This window comes from Streptococcus parasanguinis, assembly GCF_015556095.1.
In the GTDB taxonomy this organism is placed as follows: Bacteria; Bacillota; Bacilli; order Lactobacillales; family Streptococcaceae; genus Streptococcus; species Streptococcus parasanguinis_Q.
This window is the reverse complement of sequence record NZ_JADNLT010000001.1, coordinates 217,075-237,755: the sequence shown is the minus strand read 5'-3', so window position 1 is coordinate 237,755 and position 20,681 is coordinate 217,075. Positions and strand designations below refer to the sequence as shown.

The following is a 20,681-nucleotide window of genomic DNA, read 5'->3' as shown; positions in this document are numbered from 1 at the left end:
TCAGTCTAGTCAGTCATTGACCATGTTCCATTGCGTTGGATTAAGCCACTTGCCGAATCCATTGCTGATTTATCATCCAAAGCGATATCATCTCGATTGATAAAGATCAGTGGAGTCTGGGTGGCATCTGAAAAGGCCAACATCTGCCCTTCCTCATCCCTTACTGTCACTTCCAATTTCATTTTTAAGTCATTTACAGTTGGCAGTGAACAAGTATAATGAACCGTTTTATGTCCAGCTCCACTCATCAGTTGATTCATAGAATTATCATTGTAGATCCAAATGTTCCGATCAATATCCGTTAAAGACAGAGCGATATAGGTCCTGATATCTTCACGAACATCAAAATCAATCTGGAACTGAATAGGATCTTGAGGACGTAATTTGTTTGAGCTTAACAACTGAAGCTGAAAATTTTCTACCAAGACTTTTTCTTCCTGGTTGGAATTGCCTGCTCCATTAGCTTCTCCTCCCTGTTGCAAAGGAGCTGTATTATCAAAACTGTACTGATTGGCAACATTTTCTGGACTCCCTAAAGCCTTCACCAATCCATTTTCAATCAAAACAGCCTTGTTACAATACTTCTTGACGGCTCCCATATCATGGGTAACCAGGATAGTGGTTTTCCCTGACTTCTTCCGCTCTTGGAAGTAATCGTTACACTTGCGCTGGAAGGCCTCATCTCCTACTGCGAGGACCTCGTCCAAAATCAAGATATCCCCTTGGGCCTTAATCGCGACCGAAAAGGCCAGCCGAACCTGCATCCCTGATGAGTAGTTCTTGAGTTTCTGGTTCATGAATTCATGCAACTCAGCAAAGTCTACAATGTCATCATACATGGCATCAATTTCAGCTGTTGAGAAGCCCAGCATAGCTCCATTCATGTAGACATTTTCTCGACCAGTCAGTTCAGGGTTAAAGCCCACTCCAAGCTCGATAAAGGACACCAGTTTTCCATCAATAGTGACGGTACCTTTTTCTGGCACATAGATTTCAGAAATAATTTTCAAGAGAGTCGATTTCCCAGAACCATTTCGACCGAGGATCCCGAAAAAATCACCTTTTTCTACTTCAAAAGAAATATCCTTAAGAACATGTTGTTCTTTGTATCCTTTGATTCCTTTGAAGCGATTGACCAGGGCAGTTCGAAGACTATTGGTTGCTTCTGTTGGCAACTTAAAGTACTTGCTGACATGATCTACTTTTACTGCAATTTGTTTATCTGTCATTAGAGAATCTCCGCAAATTTCTTAGCATGTTTGTTAAAGTAAGCAAAGCCAGCGACAAAAATAAGAATGGGCAAGACATAAGGAATCAGAACCAAGAACTTATTTTCCACTAAAAGCCAGACAGGGGTATTGGCCTTATCGATCAAGAAGTAACGCATGTCTTGAATAATTTGAGCCAAAGGATTCATCATGACCAACTTAGCAGCCCATGGATTGCGGTCTGCGATAAAGGTAATCGGATAGATAATTGGCGTCGCATATAAGCCAGCTTGCAGGAGTACTTCCCAGACTTGACCTAGGTCACGGAAACGAACAAAAAATGTTGCTAAAATCAAAGCGCATCCTGTCGCCATCAAGAATAATTCAAAGAATAACGGAATGACCATCAAAGCTGTCCAAGAGAATGTCACCCCATTAAAGAATGAAAAAATCAAGACCACAACCAGGTTAATGACAAAGTTAATGGCTGCTCCTGAAATTGCGGACAAGACAATGATGTGTTTGGAGAAGTTCAACTTCCGCAACAGGTCGCCTCGACTAACAATCGACACCATCCCCATGGAGGTTGCTTCTGAGAAGAAGCCCCAAATTACATTGGCCAACAAGAGGGCAACTGGGAAATGGGGCACATCTCCACCCAAGCGTAAGAATCGGATGAAGACAATATACATGATGGTGAAAGTCATCAAGGGTTTTAAAATCGACCAAAGATAACCGATCGCTGATCCTTGGTAGCGTAATTTAAAGTCCGTTTTAATTAACTCTCGTAATAAAATTCGATTTTTCTGACTAAAAACGTCAAACATTATTTTTTACCTCGATATGCAAACTTTGTCAGAATCAAGCTAGTAAACACAAAGGTGTGAAAGGCTCGGTTCTTACGGTAACCATACTGACGAATCCGTCTCAAACGTTCTCTTAGCGATACGTCCATGATGGTCACAAAGTTCTCAATAATTTCTTTATTTTGGGGACTGACTGGCAGATCCAATAAATTTTTTGCTTGTTCTTGACTGGACTCAATAAGATTCCAATATTTAGCAAATAAAATATGAGGGCGAACCCAGTTTTTAACCCGTTTTCTTAGGGTTCGAGCCCCCAGAACGTTGCTACTGTGCTGACGGTACAACTCTGTCGGTTGATCAATATAGATGAGCTTCCCAAAAGCAGTTGCCAACAATGCTAGGTACCAATCATGCATGAGAAGCGCATGCTTTTCTTGACCTGTCCATAAGTCAGCCAGGGCATGGTTAATCATGGCTACTCCACCAGTTACCGTATTTTCTGTTAATTCTTGAATCAGTTCCGTATTGGCATGATCAGACTGGGTGCGAATCATACTTTCGTGCTGCACATTCAAGTTTTCATCGACCACTTTTAAATCTGTGTAGACCAGCAAAGGCTCCTCTTGCGGATGTTTCTCTGCTTCTTCCACTTGTAGGGCAATCTTTTCAGGAAGCCAGACATCATCTTGGTCACTAAAGCAATAAAGATCAGCCTTTTCATATTTTAAGAGTGTGTGAAAACTCTTGATGACACCCAGATTTTCGATGGCTCCTTGATTGATAAAGTGGATACGCTCATCCTGAGCCACCAGCTCTTGAATGATTTCTACCGTACCATCTGTTGATCCATCATCTCGGATCAAGAGTTGCCAGTTCTGATAAGTCTGGTCTTGGATACTTTTGACCTGCTCTTTTAGATACTGTTCACCATTATAGGTGGACAACAAGATATTTACTTTCATGATAAGAATAATTCCTCGTACTCACCTACAATTTTTTCCCAGGTAAAGTTATGCTTCATATTGGCCTTGGCTAATTGACCCCATTCAGATACATCTTCTAAAGAATCAACCTGGTCAATCAAATGCGCCAAATTCCCAGTTTCTTTGGTCCAATATTGGGCTGTGTCCTTTGCGACCGTTTGGTTAAAGGAAACACCTAAAACCAAATTCAAATCCGTCTGAGCGAGAGCCTCTAGGAGACCTGGATTGGTTCCTCCCACTTCATGACCATGAATATAGGCGAAGGCTTCTTTACGGATATACTTCAACAGGTCTTGATCGTAGACCGTTCCTACAAATTTTACACGTGGGTCCTGATCAAAGCCCGTTCGAGCTCGAAGCTCTTCAAAATAGGGATTGTCTTCATGGTTACAAATGATTACCAAATCCCGCTTGGTAGAAGAGGCCATGAATTCACGAATGGCAGTCTCGTAATTATTTTCTGGAACAAAGCGACCCAAAATCAAGTAATAGTTTTTCTCCTGTGTCTGCCATTTCTGATAGAGTTCTCTGACCTTCCTATCCTGACTGGTCAGGAAGGTCGGAGATAAGTCCGTCCCATAGGCAATATAGGTCGTCTTGGACCAAGGGTAGGCTTCTTTGATATAGGACTCGATTCCTGGGTTGTCAGAAATCACCAAATCTGCGTGGCGCGTCATGATCTTTTCAGAATACTTGAGATAGGCTTGGATCGGTTTAGCCCACTTGGCCCGCTTCCACTCCAGTCCATCTGGATTGATATAAAATCGTCCGCCTATCTTATGGATCTTGCGCGCAAAAGGCGCCACAAAGGCTCCGATTGTATTGCCCAAGACGTAAAAAATCGGCTGTTCAATTCCTTGTTTCTTAATAAGCTTCAAGGCATAGTTGATGGCCATCATATCATAGGCGATGACACGCGCAGGCCCAAGCTTAGGGGCTTTAATGGTAAAACAATCGACACCCTTGTAGTCAAAATGTTGAAAAGCTTGATCATTAGAAAGGCAGGCAACATGGTACTGGATATCTGGAGACACTTGATACGAAACCAATTGGTCCACAAAAGTCTCAAAACCGCCATATTGAGCCGGAAGTCCACGACTTCCGATAATAAAAACATGTTGCATAGAGTTCCCTTTCAAATCATTCACAGTCTTTTCAATTATATCATTTTCTAGGCTTTTTGCCTAATCCAAACAGAAAAGCGACCCTTGAGGGTCGCTTCTATTGATCTTATTTCACTTCTTGTTTGTAAAATTCTTTCAAGGCATCTTGCCAAGTTGGAATGACGAACCCTGTAGCCTTAGCCTTAGCCAAGCTCATCGTTGAGTTCAGTGGACGTTTCGCTTTAGCTGGGAATTGGCTGGAATCCACTGGCTTCACTTCTACATCCGTATCTTTGAGGATTTCAACTGCAAAGTCATACCAAGTTGTATCTTCTTTCGCATCGTTAGACAAGTGGTAATAACCATATTCTTTACGATTTTCAGCCAAATAAGTCATAAACTCTGCGAGAGTACGTGTCCAGGTTGGACGACCATGTTGGTCGTTGACGACTGTAAGTGTTTTGTGAGTCTTCGCAAGATTTTGCATGGTGAAGACAAAGTTCTTACCGTAGTTTCCAAAGACCCAAGCTGTACGGATAATATAGAAGTTAGACACATGCTTCTCAACCAATTCTTCCCCCATACGTTTGGTACGACCGTACTCTGTTTGAGGATCAGGTTGATCGTCTACTTCCCATTCTTGTCCCACTGGTTTTTTACCATCAAAAACATAGTCTGTTGAGATATAAACCAAGGTTGCACCGTGTTTTTCAGATGCCTTTGCTACATTTTCCGTACCAGTCACGTTGATGGCATAGTCCAACTCTTTTCCTTCATCTTCAGCAGCATCAACAGCTGTGTATGCAGCACAGTGATATACCAAGGTTGGTTTGACTTCCGCAAAGACCTCGTCTACTTTCTCTGCATTTGTGATGTCCATTTCAGCTACATCAACAGCTACATATTCTTCATTTCGTTCATCTAACAAATGGCGAAGCTCCGTTCCAAGTTGACCATTTGCACCTGTAATTAAAATCATGTTAAATTCCTTTCAAATGCTTTTTCCCTATCATTATAGCAAAAAAAGCAGAAGTTTTCTGCTTTTTACTTGCTTTTCTCTTTGATAACATAGATTGGACGTTTCTTGGTTTCCATGAAGATCTTACCGATATATTTCCCTAAAATCCCAATGGTCAATAATTGGAACCCTCCCAGGAAAAGAATCACTGTCATAAGGGATGGCCAACCTGAAGTAGGATCCCCAAAGACTAAGGTACGGATTACAATCAAAATCATCATGATAAAGGCCAAAATCCAAGATAATAGCCCACCAATAAAGGCAATGTTTAATGGGGCATCCGAGAAATTGACAATCCCTTCAATCGAATACTTAAAGAGGGACCAAAAATTCCAAGACGTCTCTCCTGCCACGCGCTCTACATTTTTATATTCGAGGTATTCTGTCTCAAATCCTACCCAAGCAAAAATTCCTTTTGAGAAACGATTGTACTCCGAGAGCTCAAGAATCGCATCGACCATAGGACGACGCATCAAACGAAAATCACGCGCCCCGTCAACCATTTCCACTTGACTAATATGATTGATCAATTTATAAAACATCCGTGCAAAGAAAGAGCGGATCGGTGGTTCCCCATCACGGGTTACGCGTCTCGTTCCGACACAGTCTAAATTCGGCTGTTCCTCCAACTTCTGCTTCATTTCGATCAATAACTCCGGAGGGTCCTGCAGATCTACATCCATGACGGTCACGTATTCACCACTAGCACGCTCAAGTCCAGCATATAGTGCAGCCTCTTTTCCGAAATTTCGAGAAAAAGAAAGGTAGTGCACATTTGAATCTGTAAGATGTAGCTTTCGAAGAACGGATAGCGTACCATCTGAAGAGCCATCATTTATAAAAATATATTCAAACTTTTCTCCCATCTTCATCCGAACACGTTCCATTTCTCGATAAAATAATGGAATCGATTCTTCTTCGTTAAAACATGGGACTACAACTGATATAACCATTCATTGCTCCTATTAACATCTGCTACTAACTTATCAGTAAACTGTATATCTTCTAACTACCCTTTACAATACAGTTTTGCAAACAGTTTTAATAAACCGAGCTTTTCAATCAAGTTCATTGTAAAGATAGCTAGTTTAACCATAAACCTCTCATCTCTAATTTCTCGATCAAAAACAGAAAGAGTGGACTTCATTCCATTTATCCTGATCCAATCATTAATTTCTTTATATTGACGTAAAAACTCTGCACTTGTAGAATGTCTCCCACCGTCCAATAACCAATAAAGAGTAAATTTTTTTATAAAAAATTTAATTAATTTAGTTTCAGAAAAATCTTTAGGGATAATCGCTGCAATTTTATCAAGTACATTCTTGATATCCAAATTTGGGTTAAATCCTTTATTTAATGTATTAGAGGCACTATTCTCATTATAAAACCAATTATATCCACAATATGGGATAGTTCTTATATTTTCAGATTTTGTATATACCGTTAAGCTGAATAACAAGTCCTCAGCCAGCGGAATATCTGGAAAAGAAAGTTCGTGATCTACTAAAAATTTTTTTCTATAGATGCGAGCACATGGTGAAATCGATCTATATTTCGACCATTTATCTTTACCCAATTGGATAGAAAATAGTTGTTTACCATCTTGGTTTACTCTCTGAAGACCACCAATAACTGCATCATCTATCCCACTTGATATTTCATCATAAAACACCTGCAAGTAATCTGGGTTTATATAATCATCACTATCGATAAACATGATGAATTCACCTTTTGCAAGCTTGATGCCTTCATTTCTAGTATAGGCTGCACCTTTATTTTCTCGACTCAAAGTTCTAATATTTGGAGAAAATTGTTGGTATTCATTCAATATTTTAAACGAATTATCCTTTGAACCATCATCAATTGCAATAATTTCAAATGATTTAAAACTTTGATTCAAAACGGAATCTATACATCTTTTGAGATATAATTCTGCATTATATACTGGAATAATGACACTAATCTTAGGCGCTTCTTTCACAATCTTATCCTTTATATATTTTTATAGAACCCATAGTTTTGCAAATAATTAAGATATTCAAACTTTTATATTTTTATCAAACCTCGAGCACGCAATCTTTAACCATTCGTATCCTGACTCTTTTTATAAAAACGATTTAAACATTTCGCTAATCCGTTTGGCCAAAAGAGTTTAAACATCATGTAATCTTCCTTTGTTCGAGTATTGTCACTAATGGTATTACTCGTTTCAGAGTCTTCATGAATACGATGACACATTAATTTCTTTGGAACATATACAAATCTGCCATCAAATTTAGCCAAATGGTACCAGGCAAGCCAATCTAGACTAACTCTCCATTCCTCATCAAATCTAAAGCCCTTAACCAATTCTAAATTATAAGTTACAGCAGGGCAACAAATTGGATTTCCAAAAGCAAGAATCCGATTTCTCCACCACTTAGTTTTAGGGAATAATGAGATTGTTTTTAACATTAATGATTTGATTTTTAGATTTGAAGTCGGTTTAATGACCTCTCCATTTTTTTCTTCAAAATAATCAGAATAAAGAATGATAGCATCTTGATGCTTCTTTATCCTCTCTTGAATTTCCATTAAATAGGTTGGCTCATAATAATCATCTTGATGGGCTATTGTAGCATATTGGGTAGTAACAAAAGATAAAGCATTATTCCAATCTTTCCCAATCCCGCCACCTACAGTTGTATTAAACGGAATGGCATATTTTTGGCAAATACTTTCGATAAATACACTTGGAGTAGAAGTATACAAAATGATATTACTTTTTACGGTTTGGCTTAATAACGAGTTTATACAATCCTCTAAAAAAGGACTATCCCCATAAGCACAGATTACAAATGTATGATCATTCCACTGATTCATATTTTTGAATCTCCTTCCTTCTCATAATTACAAAGACAATCCAACTAGCAATGGTGTAAAACAACATAACAATAACAAAACTAAGCCCTGCTCCAAACAAGCCAAACTCCCTCATCGCTATAGGCGTAAGAATATTCGTCAATAACGCCATTGCGACATAAACATAGAGTAGATAGACTTGTTTCCTCAATATAATTAAAAAATCACCTATGACAGAAGCTATAGAATATAAAAAGCCGGAAAGCACTAAAATAGTAAGTAATAAACTATAATTTGATAAATCAATACCACTTATAATATTCAAAATAGGAATCCCTATCAAATAGGCCAGTATTGATACTACTAGTCCCAAAATCATAAGCAATAATAAAATCTTACGAATCATAGCATTAAATGTATAAAATCTTTTTTCTGACCATTGTTTTGCCAAATCGGTTATTAACGGTCTTAGTGCTAATACAAATAAACTCATAAAGAAAACAGGCATGAATAGAATACTGAAATCCCTTTGAGCACCTTCACGTAATACGCCCTCTACTAGCAATTTATCAATCACTTGTTTTGGATAATTCAATACATATACCAATAAAAAGCCGTTGACAAACAATGGAAGGCAAGTTTTCATGATGCTAATTGATCGCTTAAATGTAGCAGATGAAATCTGATTAAAAGGTATCGTTCTTATTTGTTTGGATTGGATGTAATCACCCCCAAAAACAAAAAGAACATTAAAAAAACATAAACAAATTAAAGAAAAAATTAAAGAATTTGAAAGTAACAAACTAATTAGGAGAATGATTGTGCTTAAACTATAACGAAGCACCATTAATTTCCCTGCAATATCTAAACGTTCATGTTGTTGAAATAATCCTTGGAATAAATCAGAAAAAGCATCACATGAACGATAAATAACTGTTAGGATGATAATTAAAAATAAATCCCCTTTTCCAACATTATTTCCACTAAAAAATAAATACGGAAATAGTGAAACTAACATTAAACAAACTGTAATAACCCTAGTTAGCCAATATTCCAAATACGAGTACGTTTCTTTCAAATCAGTCGCCTGATAATTTCTAACTTGAAAAATACCAATGACAACCCATAGGTTTCCAATTGCATAAGCCAAACTAAAATTATCAGCATCACTTGCAGAAGTATAACGAGAGACAATAATCAAATACAATATTGAGACTGCAGCTGCTGCTATATTTCCTGCAAAATTCCAAAAATAAATACTCCTATTTACTTTATTGTTCATTTTCATTCTCACTTCTTAATAAAGCAATCGTTTGTGACAATTTCTTAATCTGTACTGATTGTTTTGATACAGTACGAGTTAATGAAAAAATTAAAAATATTAATAAAAATGTACTTAATAAAAAAATAAAGTTACTTAGCGTTTGAATACCAAGAAATAAAGATATTGCTCCAATCAAATTAGGAAACCAAATGACTGGCAACGATAGCAAACAAAGAATGAGCCAAGAAATGACATTTCTCAGTTCAACGACTTTCTTTGCAACTAGGCGTAGAATATAAACGATAAAAATAATTACAATAAGGGTTAACCAAATATTTAACATGTTATTTCTTATATCCTCCACCAATTCTAGCCAATAGCATTGCCATTGTCACTTTGATCATATAGTAAACAGACTTACTGAATGTAATCGATGATTCTCCGTGTTCTCGCTCGTTCATCAAGACCGGTACTTCTGCAACGGAATAACCTGAGGTTAAGAGGGACACAATCGTCTCTGGTTCTGGATAATCACTTGGATATTGTTTAGCAAATTCTTCAATCACTTTTCGATCGGCCACCCGCAATCCTGATGTAGGATCTGTTACCTTTTGACCGGTTAAAATCTTAATTAATTTTTCAAAAAATGAAATTCCAATCCGTCGCGCGAAGGAGGATTGGAAACCTTGATTTTCAATGAAACGAGAGCCAATCACCATGTTCACATTCTTCTCTTGAAGGACTTGCAGCATCTTTCTGATAAATTCAGGATTATGCTGACCATCTCCATCCACTTGAACAGCATATTGATAGCCATTTTTAACTGCATATTGATAACCAGTCTGAACAGCACCACCAATTCCTAAATTAATCGGTAAATCGATAACGTTAAAGTTGTTATTGCGACAAATTTCAAGTGTATGATCTGTAGAACAATCATTGATAATGACATAATCAAATTCAGGTGTATGTTCTTCAATCATCTTGATTGTTTTTTCAATATTTCCACTCTCATTATAAGCAGGAATAATGATCAGTAATTCTGAATTTCTCAATCCTATGTTTTCCCTTCTAAGCATATCACTTCATTATACAATAATCAGTGCATATTTTCTACTTTATACTGTCCCCTCCCCCTTTTCATGGTATAATAGAGTGAATCGATGACGGAAGGACACCTTATGTTAAAGCTGGGAATTATTGGTACGAGTTGGATTTCACATGAATTTATTACAGCTGCTCATCAGACGGGCCACTATCACTTGCAGGCTGTGTATTCGAGAAAGATGAAGACGGCTCAAGAGTTTTGTGAGCCTTATGGGGCGATCTCTTGCTACACGGATTTCATCGACTTCTTAGACAGTGAGCTGGATGTGGTCTACATTGCTAGCCCCAATTCCCTTCATTTCGCTCAGGCCAAGCTTGCTATTCTAGCCAAGAAGCATGTCATCATTGAAAAACCGGCTGTGACCAAACCTTCTGAATGGAAGGAACTGGTCAAGCTCGCTAATGAGCACCAGGTCTATCTCTTTGAAGCTGCCAGAAATTATCAAGAAGCAGCCTTTCAAGTAGTTAAAAACTTCCTCTCTAACCAGGAAATACTGGGCGCCAACTTCACCTTTGCCAAATATTCTTCTAAATTGCCGGCCCTTCTTGCAGGTGAGATGCCCAATATTTTCTCAGATGTCTATGCAGGTGGAGCCTTGATGGATCTGGGAGTCTACTGCCTCTACTTGGCGATCGGCTTCTTTGGAGCTCCAATCTCCAGCCACTACACCGCTCAGCAATTACCCAATTCGGTTGATCTCTATGGTCAAGGTGTCTTGATTTATCCAGATTTTCAGGTTGCCATTCAGGCGGGGAAAAATATCACCAGCCATCTACCTGCTGAAATCTACACCAAGACTGGAACACTAACTCTCAATGCTGTGGCAGCCATTAACCAGGCCCAATTTGTCAGCCATTCTGGTGAAGTCATCGACCTTCCGATCCAGTCCTGCCCACACCAAATGCAAGAAGAGGCGGAAGCCTTTGCCCTTGCCATCGCTCATCAAAAGCCAGCTGCTTATCTTGAATGGTTACAAACAGCTGCGCAGGTCCATGAAACCCTCTACCAGATGCGTCAAAGCGCTGGAATACAATTTAAGGATGAAAAAGAATGAAAGAACAATTTCCACAAAGCTGGAAAGACCAGTTAGAAACACTTGGATTTGATACCTTCACTGACATTCAGGAGCAAATCTTCGCCCCTATCTATGAAGGAGGAAATGTCCTCGGCATCAGTCCCACTGGTACGGGAAAGACCCTGGCCTATCTCTTTCCGAGCTTACTCAAAGTCAAACCGAAGAAGGCCCAACAGCTCTTGATCTTGGCCCCAAATACAGAATTGGCTGGACAAATTTTTGATGTCACCAAACAATGGGCAGAGCCTCTCTGTCTCCAGACACAACTCTTCCTTTCAGGATCCAGTCAAAAACGGCAAATCGAACGCCTCAAAAAAGGACCCGAAATCCTGGTTGGGACGCCTGGTCGGATCTTTGAACTGATCAAGCTGAAAAAGATCAAAATGATGAATGTGGAAACCATCATTTTAGATGAATTCGACCAATTACTGAGCGATTCTCAGTACCACTTCGTCGACAAGATCAGCCACTATGCTCCCCGTGACCACCAATATATCTACATGAGCGCCACAGCCAAGGTCGATCCAGACCAGCTAGAAGAAAATACTCTTCGCATTTCGGTTGATGGAGTTTCTTTGGACAATATCCAACATTTTTATATGCAAGTGGATAAGCGGGATAAGGTCGAATTGCTCCGCAAACTCGCCTACGTCGAAGATTTTCGTGGTCTGGCTTTTTTCAACAGCCTATCTGATCTGGGTAGTGCTGAAGAAAAACTACAATACCGGGGTGTCGAAGCCGTATCGCTCGCCAGTGATGTCAATGTCAAATACCGCAAGGTCATTCTGGAACGCTTCAAAGACCATCAGCTGACCCTCTTGCTTGCCACCGATTTGGTCGCTCGTGGAATCGACATTGAACATCTTGAGTGTGTGATTAACTACGATATTCCTCGTGATGTAGAGACCTATACCCACCGTGCCGGTCGTACAGGACGAATGGGGCGTGATGGCTATGTGATTACCTTTATCACCCACCCAGAAGAACTCAAATCCATAAAAAAATACGCTTCTGTCCGTGAACTGGTTTTAAAAAATTCCGAACTCTTTTTAAATGAATAAGAAAATCCTCTGCTAGTGAATGAACTGCAGAGGATTTTTATGTTAATTTCCATTGTAATAAATGCGATGACTTTCAAGTTGATAATCCAACAATTCATCCACCGTTACAAAGGTATAGCCTTGTGATTTGAGGTAGTCAAGGACGGTCGGTAGAGCGTCAATCGTGGTTTGATGGATATCATGCATGAGGATAATCGAACCCGGTTTGACTTCTTTTTTCACTTCATTGAGAATAGCCGTCGTATTATGTGTCTTCCAATCTAGGCTATCTACATCCCACATGATGAAGGATTGGTCGACACCGTATTGGATAGCGTTATTGATGGCCCCATACGGAGGACGGGTAATCTTGGTCTGCACACCTGTCGCTTTTTGAATAGCTTCTTGGGTATCCAAGATCTCTTTTTTGGCATTATCCAAGCTCAATTTTGGCAATTGAGGGTGATCCCAGGTATGGTTCCCGATTTGATGACCTTCTTTGCGGACTTGCTTAGCAATATCCGGATTCGCACTGACATTTTTTCCGACCATAAAGAAGGTAGCTTTGGCATTGTATTTCTTTAAGATGGCCAGCGCCTGAGGAGTCGTGGTTGGATCTGGTCCATCATCAAAGGTCAGGGCAATCATCTTACGGTGGCGTTCTTCAATATAGGATTCATAAGAAGCTAGATCATCAGGAAGCAAGCGCTCTGTATCAATCACGTCGTAGAATTTAGACAAGGGAACAGTGAAGGTATCGTCTCCTTTAACCTTGGTTGGAAATGGAATGGTGAAATTTCCTTTTTCATATTGGAATTCCCATTGGCTCAAATCCAACTCTGAGAAGTGGGCAACCATTTGATCAATGCTTTCCTCGTCCAGCTGACGAAAGGCTAGATTCCCCCGTAATTCCTCCAAAAAGATCTGTTTGGCTCCATCTGGATCCGCAAAAACCTGGCTGAGGGTCAAAGGGTTACTATCATCATCCAAGTAAAAGAGGGGCAACTTCACCGTCTCATCTTTGATGAATTTCCCTTTTTTGTACTGGTATTCAGCCCGTTTGATTTGGATAGGGTGATAACCAACAAAAGGCGCTTCTGCTTCTTCACTATGGTAGAAGGTCAAATGCATTGGCTCCTTGGTTTTCTCATCCGATCCTAGACGCTGAAGGTCTTCTTGGATCTTCTCTTTCACAATCTCAACAGGCTGTCCATCTTTGGTAGGATAATAAGCCGTCACATAAGAAGTTCCTAAAATCCCTTCCTGAACTTGAACATCTTTCCCTTTGTCAGAGCTTTTCTCTAATTGGGTGACCTTGGCAAACTGATCCTGATAGGCTTTTTGTTCACGAAGCCTTTGAATCTTTTGATACCCGATATACAAAAGACTCAGAAAAAGGAGATTTATAATGATTAATAAAATAGTTTTCGTGTGTTTGAATCTCATAACTTTATTATAGCAAATTTCTCTCGAAAAAACATTCCTTTTTTGAAAATGGTTTCATAAAAAAGAGAGAGTGGGACAGAAATCGGTAATTCGTTAGAATTCGATTTCGTCGTCCCACCTCCGCACAGTTGAGTAGGGCTGTAAAAGCTGATGAAATCAGCGTAGTAGAGCCCGCTCAACCACTGCGTCTTGCTCGACAATCCAAAAATAATTGAGAGGCTAGGACTTTTGTCCCAGCCCCCTAATTTTTAATCCCTCTTATTTTTCGCGAATGACTTCTACTTTATACCCATCCGGATCTACAACGAAATAGTAATTCGGTTGCGTTCCTGGAAGACCTTTTGGTTCCGTCACTTCATAGCCTTTAGCCTTGTGTTCAGCATTCAAACCTTCTAGATCAGGAGTACTCAAGGCAACGTGAGCATAGCCATCTCCGATGACATATGGACCATGATCATAATTGTAAGTCAATTCCAGCTCATAGTCATCTCCAGGCAAGGCCAAATAAACAATCGTGAACTTGTAGTCTGGGAAATCTTTCCGACGTTTTTCTTCAAAACCAAAAGCATCTTGGTAAAAAGCGATTGATTTTTCTAAGTTTTCCACACGAAGGCAAGTGTGCAACATTTTTGAACTCATAGGTTTTCCTCTTTTCTATCTTTTAAAGATTATGAACGATTTTTTTTACGACTTTCCGTCTTAATGGATAATTTCACTTCAAAGATAGTCCCTTTTGGTTTATTATCTTTGACTTGAATAGTCCCTTTAAAGGCTTCTACGATCTGCTTAGCGAGGGATAATCCCAAGCCAAATCCACCTTTTTGACGAGTTCTGGCCTTGTCGACCCGGTAAAAACGATCAAAGATCCGTTTCTTATCCTCATCTCGAATCCCTGGACCATTATCCAGCACTCTCAAAAGAAGATTTTTATCCTTCAATTGAACTTCAAACTGGATCTCACCATCTTCATCGGTATACTTCAAGGCATTGTCATAGAGAATGGTCATCAATTGCTTGAGGAGCGTTCGATCAGAACAAATGACTTTGTCCACCTGATTGTCTCCTCGGAAGATTTTGCCATTTTCTTCTGCAATGATCTCAAAATTCGAGAAGGTCTGATCGAAAAAGCTTGGTTCGATATCTTCCATCTCTGGCTTCAAGCCGTCATCTCTTCGGGCAATATTGAGAAGGTTGGTAGTCAAAAGCTTCATATTTCGAACTTCATCCAAGCTGGATGCAATATTCTCACTCGATTCCATAATGGTCGCTTCAGGCTTTCTAAAAAGCGTTTCGAGGCGATTTTGCAGAACTGCTAAAGGCGTCCGCAACTCATGGGAAGCATTTTCCACGAAAGCCTTTTGCTTTTGCATACTCTCAAGAAGGGGCTTGACGCTGAGACGTGCTAAGAAGAGGCTAGCGAATAAGGAGATTCCCCAGAAGCAGATCATGATGAGGGCGATTTGACTTTCGTGCTCTTCACTGGTCTGCTCTAGCTGACTGATATTGGTCATGACAACCGCATACTTGATATCACTATCACTTTCATCATCAGATAAACTCAACTCTGCCATATAGGCCCGGTAACTTTCTTTTTTCCCATAGCTATTTGTAATTTGAAGCTGGGAAACCTTGTTGAGGAGCTTTCGACCAAACGTCACCGTTTTGAAGTTTAAAAACCCATTACCGGTTGTCAAGTTTTCATATTTTTTATTGAGCAAAACAACAGTGGTATTGGATGTGACATCCCCTTTAGGTTCTGATTTATCATGATCTGGGATCATCATCTCATGATCATTATCATCTCCTTTGGTATTTGACTGTCGCTGGTCTCGATAAGCAATCGCTACAAGCGAGTAGGGATCCTGACTGAGAGTCTTGAGGTTCTCATCAACAGTTGTATAAAGACTCGAGCGCATGACCTGAATGATAATCAAGGTCATGGCCGAGAATATCAAGGTAAAGAGCCCAAAATATCGGATGAAGTAGGAAAAATCATCTTCTCCGACGGTTTTCTTAATTCTGGTTAGCATCTTTTAAGATATACCCCACACTGCGCAATGTTTGCAAGCTCTCAACGAAATCGGTACCTTTTAATTTTTTACGGATTTTTGAAACATAGACCTCAACAACAGAGATGGTCGTATCACTGTCAAAGCCCCAAAGGCGATCGAAAATCTGTGTTTTTGGAAGGATGACATTTTGGTTTTGAAGGAAGTAGACCAGAAGATCAAATTCCTTCCCAAGAAGTTCCACTTCTTTCCCATCCACATAAGTCGAATTGGTAGATAAATTGACCTTCAAATTGCCATAATTAAGGGTGTTTTCATTGACCTTTCCTGAGCGCTTCAAGAGAGCTTGAATCCGCATCTTAAGCTCTTCTAGGTAGAAAGGCTTGGTGAGGTAATCGTCTGCTCCCAGCTCAAAGCCGTGCCCCTTGTCATCCAGACTTTCTTTAGCTGTCATGATCAAAACAGGGGTTGTCACGCCTTTTTCACGCAATTCTTTCAAGACATGGAAACCGTCCTTTTCAGGAAGCATGAGGTCCAGTAAAATCAAATCATAGATCCCGCTTTCTGCTTCATAAAGACCTTCTTCTCCGTCAAAGACCTGCATGACGTCCGCAAAATCATCTAAAAAATCAAATACTGAATTTGATAAACCAAGGTCATCTTCGACCAATAGAATTTTAATCATTGTCGTATCCTCTTCTCTTTCGTGAGCGAGTCTTTCTAATCTATTCTTAACCATTATAACACGACTTGCCTTCATTTCCTATACTTTAGAACCTGGTTTTATGATCAAATTCAGCCTGCCTGAGGAAGGCTTATTCTATGAATTTGTCGTGTTTTCTTTGTTACTTTGACTATCACTCGTCTTGTTTTTATTTTTTGAATTCTTCTTGTTGGACTTTTTAGAGGAACCCTGGTTCCCTTCTTGTCCGCCAGATTGGTTCATGCCGTTATCTGGACCATTCCCTTGTGGGCCACCATTGCCTTCCTGTGGCATCTGACCAGGTCCGCCACCTTGTGGGCCGCCTTGTCCTTGGCCACCATTTTGCTGGTTTCCTTGTGAAGCATGGCCATTTTGGCTATTTTGTTGCTGATTAGATCCTTGGTTCTGACCCGTTTGGACTGGTTGAGAAAATTGTTGGTTATTGGAGGATTGAGAGGCGATGACACCGACACCAAAGCCGCTTCCAGCACCAACTAACAATCCACCAACTGCTGCCATGCCAATCCACCACTTAGGACTTCGTTTTAGGACAACCATTTTTTCTTTGGATTCTTGCGTTTCGACTACTTGTTTTGTTTCTTTTTGATTCATCTTTTTACCTTTTATCTTTTTGTACAAGCACTTGTCTTTTAAAAATTTAAAGGGAGCTCGATCCTTTAGTAAAGCGATTATACTTCAGGAGTCTTAAGCCTGCCTAAATTTTTACTTAAAAAATCCTAAAACAAGTGTGGGCTATTGACAGGTTGAGCCCCTTATTGTAGAATAGTTACCATAAAATAAATACGAGGTTAACTGTTATGAAGAAAATCTTTCCCTTAGTTCTCATCTCCATTGGAGTGGCCATGATCTCCGTCCTATCTCAATTCACCATTCCCTTTGGTCCAATTCCTTTGACCCTGCAGACACTCATGATCGGGATCATCGGGACCATCTATAAACCCAGCCATGCCTTTGTCACAGTCTGTCTCTACCTACTTTTAGGCTTCTTAGGTTTTCCAGTATTTGCCGGCGGTGCTGGTGGCGCTTCGCATTTCCTTGGTCCTACTGCTGGTTTCCTCCTCTTCTTCCCATTCCGAGCATGGATCACGTCTCTGTTCACGAGTGCTAAATCCAGCCTTGTCACTATCTTTTTGGCCAATCTCCTCAGTAGTGCTCTCCTCTTTGTGTCAGGAGCTATCGGCTTTATGCTGGTCACGCATACCGATCTCCAAAAAGCATTTACTTTGGTCGTTGCTCCCTTTATCCTTGCTGACCTCATCAAACTGGTCATCATCACGATCACCAGCAAGGCAATTTTTGCCAGCCTCAAACACCACTGGTATTTCAAATAAGATACAAAGTCCACTAAAAAATCGATACAGAAATTTCTGTATCGATTTTTTTAAATCTATTTTGTCGCAAGGATAGCGGCTTCTACTGCTGCTTTCTCCCGCTCGATAAGATCAATACGAGCTGCAATTTCTTTAATTCCCATGCTGATGTTTCGGCTGATAGCCATATCAGACAATTGTGGTTCAAAGAAGGCTTTGAATTCTGCTAAGCGCTCTGCTGTTTTGAAGGTATTGGCTGGGTAGATGACAAACTTGTCAAAGCTCATGTCTCCGCCAAGGGCTGCTTTGACCCATTCCCAATTTTCACGCGCCCAAGTCCAGGCAGATTCTTGAGTGAACTCATGATGTAAGAAGGTGAAATACCAACTCATTGCTAAGTCTTGTGGTTTCACAACATCCTTGTTCTTCCACTCTGTCAAAATCTTTTCAACTGTGTCTGCATCGGTTGTATAAGCCAGAGCTGTAGACAATTGACGCTTGAAGTTACCATCTGTCGCTTGAGCATAAGTGTTCAAGTACAAATCAGTCAATTCTTTGCTTTCATGGTGTTTGATTTGGTTAATCAAGATTTGCAAACGAATAGCGGCTGGAAGCTTGCTGATATCCTCTGCATGGGCTGCATAGATTTCACTTGCTTTAGCGCTTGCTTTGGCATCGTCTCCCTTGATCATATTTGAAATAACCAATTGACGGACCATTTCATCTTCATCGGCTTCTCCGGCTTTTGGTTCAAAACCAAGGCGTTCAAAGTTGAATTGGTTGAAGGTTACGAGCAATTTCTTATAAGCTGCTTCTACTTCAGTTCCTTCATCCACAAAGAGGCTGAGACCTTGAAGGATTGATGAAACTGCTGATACAACCAAATAAGAACTTTCTTGGGTCAATTTCTCGATAACTGGTAAGAGGCTTGCATAAGAGATGACACCACTTTCTGCCAAGAGACGGCGTTCTTGAAGGATTTGTTGCTTGCTCAAGTTATCCAAGGAAGCCATGTTGTCTACAATCGCATCCAAGAGTTCTCCTTGGTAATCGGTAATGTAGTGGGCTGTATTTTCCGTATTGAAACGAAGCGGTTCACTATTTGCAGCAGCAAGGGCAGCATAACCTGGAATTTCAAGCGTTTCTGTTTCAAGTGTATCTGGAATACCAGACCAGTTGCTGTTCAATGGCACAACCCATTGACGGCCTTGGTCTTCATGTTCCCCAATGAAGAATTGTTTTTGAGTGATCTTCAAGGTATCATTTTCCACCACTGCTGTAAGGACTGGATAACCAGGTTGTTCCAACCAAGAATCCATGAAGGCTGCTACATCACGGCCAGATGCATCACCTAGAGCATTCCAAAGGTCACGACCGATGGTATTGCCGTATTGGTGCTTTTCAAAGTAAGCTTTGAGTCCTTTACGGAAAGCATCATCCCCTAACCAGCGGCGAAGCATATGCATGAGACGGCTACCTTTAGCGTAGACGATGGCTGGGTCAAAAAGAGTATTGATTTCATCAGGGTGTTTGACTTCCACATGGACAGATTGAACCCCATCAGTTGCATCGCGTTTCAAGGCCAATGGAACACCTGTTGTTTGGAAGTCTTCAAAGATATTCCAGCTTGGTTCGATGGCATTGACAGATACATATTCCATCATGTTGGCAAAACTTTCGTTCAACCAGAGGTCATCCCACCACTTCATGGTTACCAGGTTACCAAACCATTGGTGAGCCAATTCGTGAGCAACTACAAGAGCAACTTGTTGACGGCTAACTGCAGTTGAGTTTTCATCTACGAGGAGATAGACTTCACGGTAAGTCACCAAGCCCCAGTTTTCCATGGCTCCAGCTGAGAAGTCAGGAAGCGCTACATGAAGGGATTGAGGAATTGGATACTTCACGCCATAATAGTCTTCATAAAATTCGATGACTCGTACAGCGACATCAAGAGAAAATTCTAAGTTTTTCAACGGATGGGCCTTGGTTGAATAGATACCTACGAGAGTGCCATTTTTTGTGTTGGCCGTGATCCCTTGAAGATCTCCAGCAGCAAAGGCAAGGAGGTAAGAAGACATCCGTGGAGTCGTAGCAAATTTCCAAATGCCTGTTTCTTTGCGGTTCTCCACATCGATTTCAGGCATATTTGAAAGGGCAATTTCACCTTCTTCTTGGTCAAATTTCAAAGAAAGATCAAACGTTGCTTTGGCTTCAGGCTCGTCCACACTTGGAAAGGCTTCACGCGCAAAATGGCTCTCAAACTGAGTTGAGAGGACTTCCTTCTTCACACCATCAATACTGTAGTAAGATGGGTAAATCCCTGTCATATTGTCTGTGATCTTACCAGAATAGGTCAGGGTAACTGTCACTTGACCTGTGCTTTCCAATTCAACATAAACTGCTTCATTGGCATCATCAACCGTAAATGGACGAGCTTGACCTGCTACCTCTACTGTTTCAATGGTCAAATCCTTTTGGTGAAGCGAGATCTTGTCCGCCTTGGCTTGACCTGTGATCACCACACGACCGCTAAAGGTCTTAGTTTTACGACTTAAATCCAAAAACACTTCATAATGTTCTGGAACGAATGTTTCTACAAAATGTGCAACTGCTTGCATAATTTCCTCCTTTAAATGTTTCACGCTTTTCCAATCAAAAGCCCTAATAAAACTATTTTATCACAAAGTTAAGATAAAAGAAAAGACAAGCATTAGAATGCCCGTCTGATATCGAAAAGACT

At 40.3% G+C, this 20,681-nt stretch carries 20 protein-coding genes; 3 read left to right on the top strand and 17 right to left on the bottom strand.

Annotated features, from left to right (window positions below; translation table 11 throughout):
* Positions 1 to 5: 5 nt before the first annotated feature.
* From I2E70_RS01190 to I2E70_RS01140, 11 genes are all read right to left on the bottom strand, one after another.
* The gene (locus I2E70_RS01190; RefSeq protein ID WP_049482481.1) at positions 6 to 1,229 is read right to left on the bottom strand and encodes an ABC transporter ATP-binding protein; all 1,224 of its coding nucleotides are present in this window, start codon (positions 1,227 to 1,229) and stop codon (positions 6 to 8) included.
* On the bottom strand, positions 1,229 to 2,035 hold the full coding sequence (locus I2E70_RS01185; RefSeq protein ID WP_003003247.1) for an ABC transporter permease: 807 nt from the start codon (positions 2,033 to 2,035) through the stop codon (positions 1,229 to 1,231). Before I2E70_RS01185 ends, I2E70_RS01190 begins: the two co-directional genes overlap by 1 nt.
* Positions 2,035 to 2,976 (bottom strand): glycosyltransferase family 2 protein, encoded by a 942-nt coding sequence (locus I2E70_RS01180; protein ID WP_195423037.1) that lies wholly within the window; start codon positions 2,974 to 2,976, stop codon positions 2,035 to 2,037. The genes I2E70_RS01185 and I2E70_RS01180 overlap by 1 nt, the downstream gene beginning before the upstream one ends.
* Positions 2,973 to 4,121 (bottom strand): beta 1-4 rhamnosyltransferase Cps2T, encoded by a 1,149-nt coding sequence (cps2T, locus tag I2E70_RS01175; RefSeq protein WP_195423035.1) that lies wholly within the window; start codon positions 4,119 to 4,121, stop codon positions 2,973 to 2,975. Before cps2T ends, I2E70_RS01180 begins: the two co-directional genes overlap by 4 nt.
* A gap of 106 nt (positions 4,122 to 4,227) precedes the next feature.
* Positions 4,228 to 5,079 carry a dTDP-4-dehydrorhamnose reductase gene (gene rfbD, locus I2E70_RS01170; protein ID WP_023026990.1) on the bottom strand — a complete coding sequence of 284 codons (852 nt, stop codon included), beginning with the start codon at positions 5,077 to 5,079 and terminating at the stop codon, positions 4,228 to 4,230.
* Positions 5,080 to 5,144: 65 nt separating this feature from the next.
* Positions 5,145 to 6,071: a glycosyltransferase family 2 protein gene (locus I2E70_RS01165; RefSeq protein ID WP_195423033.1), complete on the bottom strand. Its 927-nt coding sequence runs from the start codon at positions 6,069 to 6,071 to the stop codon at positions 5,145 to 5,147.
* A gap of 56 nt (positions 6,072 to 6,127) precedes the next feature.
* The gene (locus I2E70_RS01160) at positions 6,128 to 7,102 is read right to left on the bottom strand and encodes a glycosyltransferase family 2 protein (RefSeq protein WP_231065236.1); all 975 of its coding nucleotides are present in this window, start codon (positions 7,100 to 7,102) and stop codon (positions 6,128 to 6,130) included.
* A 98-nt stretch (positions 7,103 to 7,200) separates the two neighbouring features.
* Positions 7,201 to 7,983: a glycosyltransferase family 2 protein gene (locus I2E70_RS01155; RefSeq protein WP_049472004.1), complete on the bottom strand. Its 783-nt coding sequence runs from the start codon at positions 7,981 to 7,983 to the stop codon at positions 7,201 to 7,203.
* Entirely contained in the window at positions 7,967 to 9,244 is a 1,278-nt protein-coding gene (locus tag I2E70_RS01150; protein ID WP_065426856.1) for a lipopolysaccharide biosynthesis protein, read from the bottom strand. The genes I2E70_RS01155 and I2E70_RS01150 overlap by 17 nt, the downstream gene beginning before the upstream one ends.
* Positions 9,234 to 9,569, bottom strand: a complete 336-nt coding sequence (locus I2E70_RS01145; protein ID WP_049472006.1) for a DUF2304 domain-containing protein — start codon at positions 9,567 to 9,569, stop codon at positions 9,234 to 9,236. The genes I2E70_RS01150 and I2E70_RS01145 overlap by 11 nt, the downstream gene beginning before the upstream one ends.
* 1 nt (position 9,570) lies before the next feature.
* Complete coding sequence (locus I2E70_RS01140; RefSeq protein WP_049522879.1) at positions 9,571 to 10,305, bottom strand: glycosyltransferase family 2 protein; 735 nt, start codon at positions 10,303 to 10,305, stop codon at positions 9,571 to 9,573.
* A gap of 102 nt (positions 10,306 to 10,407) precedes the next feature.
* Here I2E70_RS01140 and I2E70_RS01135 point away from each other — a divergent pair, with 102 nt between their 5' ends.
* Both I2E70_RS01135 and I2E70_RS01130 read left to right on the top strand, forming a co-directional pair.
* Entirely contained in the window at positions 10,408 to 11,388 is a 981-nt protein-coding gene (locus I2E70_RS01135) for a Gfo/Idh/MocA family protein (RefSeq protein WP_195423031.1), read from the top strand.
* A complete protein-coding gene (locus tag I2E70_RS01130) occupies positions 11,385 to 12,470 on the top strand; it encodes a DEAD/DEAH box helicase (RefSeq protein ID WP_195423029.1) in 1,086 nt (361 codons plus the stop codon). The genes I2E70_RS01135 and I2E70_RS01130 overlap by 4 nt, the downstream gene beginning before the upstream one ends.
* Before the next feature lie 42 nt (positions 12,471 to 12,512).
* On the opposite strand, the gene I2E70_RS01125 is transcribed toward I2E70_RS01130, so the two are convergent.
* The 5 genes from I2E70_RS01125 to I2E70_RS01105 all read right to left on the bottom strand — a co-directional run bounded on the left by I2E70_RS01125 (position 12,513) and on the right by I2E70_RS01105 (position 17,219).
* Entirely contained in the window at positions 12,513 to 13,895 is a 1,383-nt protein-coding gene (locus I2E70_RS01125; protein ID WP_195423027.1) for a polysaccharide deacetylase family protein, read from the bottom strand.
* A gap of 258 nt (positions 13,896 to 14,153) precedes the next feature.
* Positions 14,154 to 14,534, bottom strand: a complete 381-nt coding sequence (locus I2E70_RS01120; RefSeq protein ID WP_003006623.1) for a VOC family protein — start codon at positions 14,532 to 14,534, stop codon at positions 14,154 to 14,156.
* A gap of 29 nt (positions 14,535 to 14,563) precedes the next feature.
* Positions 14,564 to 15,925, bottom strand: a complete 1,362-nt coding sequence (locus tag I2E70_RS01115; RefSeq protein ID WP_049490912.1) for a sensor histidine kinase — start codon at positions 15,923 to 15,925, stop codon at positions 14,564 to 14,566.
* Positions 15,909 to 16,589, bottom strand: a complete 681-nt coding sequence (locus I2E70_RS01110; protein ID WP_037607818.1) for a response regulator transcription factor — start codon at positions 16,587 to 16,589, stop codon at positions 15,909 to 15,911. Before I2E70_RS01110 ends, I2E70_RS01115 begins: the two co-directional genes overlap by 17 nt.
* Positions 16,590 to 16,724: 135 nt before the next feature.
* Complete coding sequence (locus I2E70_RS01105) at positions 16,725 to 17,219, bottom strand: hypothetical protein (protein WP_070465659.1); 495 nt, start codon at positions 17,217 to 17,219, stop codon at positions 16,725 to 16,727.
* A 206-nt stretch (positions 17,220 to 17,425) separates the two neighbouring features.
* On the opposite strand from I2E70_RS01105, the gene I2E70_RS01100 reads away from it, so the two are divergent.
* Entirely contained in the window at positions 17,426 to 17,959 is a 534-nt protein-coding gene (locus tag I2E70_RS01100) for a biotin transporter BioY (protein ID WP_003006609.1), read from the top strand.
* 56 nt (positions 17,960 to 18,015) lie between these two features.
* On the opposite strand, the gene I2E70_RS01095 is transcribed toward I2E70_RS01100, so the two are convergent.
* A complete protein-coding gene (locus tag I2E70_RS01095; protein WP_070465656.1) occupies positions 18,016 to 20,559 on the bottom strand; it encodes a M1 family metallopeptidase in 2,544 nt (847 codons plus the stop codon).
* Positions 20,560 to 20,681: the final 122 nt, after the last annotated feature.

Bases quoted from the DNA above. Each gene is read 5' to 3' on its own strand.
- I2E70_RS01190 (WP_049482481.1), bottom strand. From the start codon at position 1,229: ATGACAGATAAACAAATTGCAGTAAAAGTAGATCATGTCAGCAAGTAC.
- I2E70_RS01185 (WP_003003247.1), bottom strand. From the start codon at position 2,035: ATGTTTGACGTTTTTAGTCAGAAAAATCGAATTTTATTACGAGAGTTA.
- I2E70_RS01180 (WP_195423037.1), bottom strand. From the start codon at position 2,976: ATGAAAGTAAATATCTTGTTGTCCACCTATAATGGTGAACAGTATCTA.
- cps2T (WP_195423035.1), bottom strand. From the start codon at position 4,121: ATGCAACATGTTTTTATTATCGGAAGTCGTGGACTTCCGGCTCAATAT.
- rfbD (WP_023026990.1), bottom strand. From the start codon at position 5,079: ATGATTTTAATTACAGGTGCAAATGGTCAACTTGGAACGGAGCTTCGC.
- I2E70_RS01165 (WP_195423033.1), bottom strand. From the start codon at position 6,071: ATGGTTATATCAGTTGTAGTCCCATGTTTTAACGAAGAAGAATCGATT.
- I2E70_RS01155 (WP_049472004.1), bottom strand. From the start codon at position 7,983: ATGAATCAGTGGAATGATCATACATTTGTAATCTGTGCTTATGGGGAT.
- I2E70_RS01150 (WP_065426856.1), bottom strand. From the start codon at position 9,244: ATGAACAATAAAGTAAATAGGAGTATTTATTTTTGGAATTTTGCAGGA.
- I2E70_RS01145 (WP_049472006.1), bottom strand. From the start codon at position 9,569: ATGTTAAATATTTGGTTAACCCTTATTGTAATTATTTTTATCGTTTAT.
- I2E70_RS01140 (WP_049522879.1), bottom strand. From the start codon at position 10,305: ATGCTTAGAAGGGAAAACATAGGATTGAGAAATTCAGAATTACTGATC.
- I2E70_RS01135 (WP_195423031.1), top strand. From the start codon at position 10,408: ATGTTAAAGCTGGGAATTATTGGTACGAGTTGGATTTCACATGAATTT.
- I2E70_RS01130 (WP_195423029.1), top strand. From the start codon at position 11,385: ATGAAAGAACAATTTCCACAAAGCTGGAAAGACCAGTTAGAAACACTT.
- I2E70_RS01125 (WP_195423027.1), bottom strand. From the start codon at position 13,895: ATGAGATTCAAACACACGAAAACTATTTTATTAATCATTATAAATCTC.
- I2E70_RS01120 (WP_003006623.1), bottom strand. From the start codon at position 14,534: ATGAGTTCAAAAATGTTGCACACTTGCCTTCGTGTGGAAAACTTAGAA.
- I2E70_RS01115 (WP_049490912.1), bottom strand. From the start codon at position 15,925: ATGCTAACCAGAATTAAGAAAACCGTCGGAGAAGATGATTTTTCCTAC.
- I2E70_RS01110 (WP_037607818.1), bottom strand. From the start codon at position 16,589: ATGATTAAAATTCTATTGGTCGAAGATGACCTTGGTTTATCAAATTCA.
- I2E70_RS01105 (WP_070465659.1), bottom strand. From the start codon at position 17,219: ATGAATCAAAAAGAAACAAAACAAGTAGTCGAAACGCAAGAATCCAAA.
- I2E70_RS01100 (WP_003006609.1), top strand. From the start codon at position 17,426: ATGAAGAAAATCTTTCCCTTAGTTCTCATCTCCATTGGAGTGGCCATG.
- I2E70_RS01095 (WP_070465656.1), bottom strand. From the start codon at position 20,559: ATGCAAGCAGTTGCACATTTTGTAGAAACATTCGTTCCAGAACATTAT.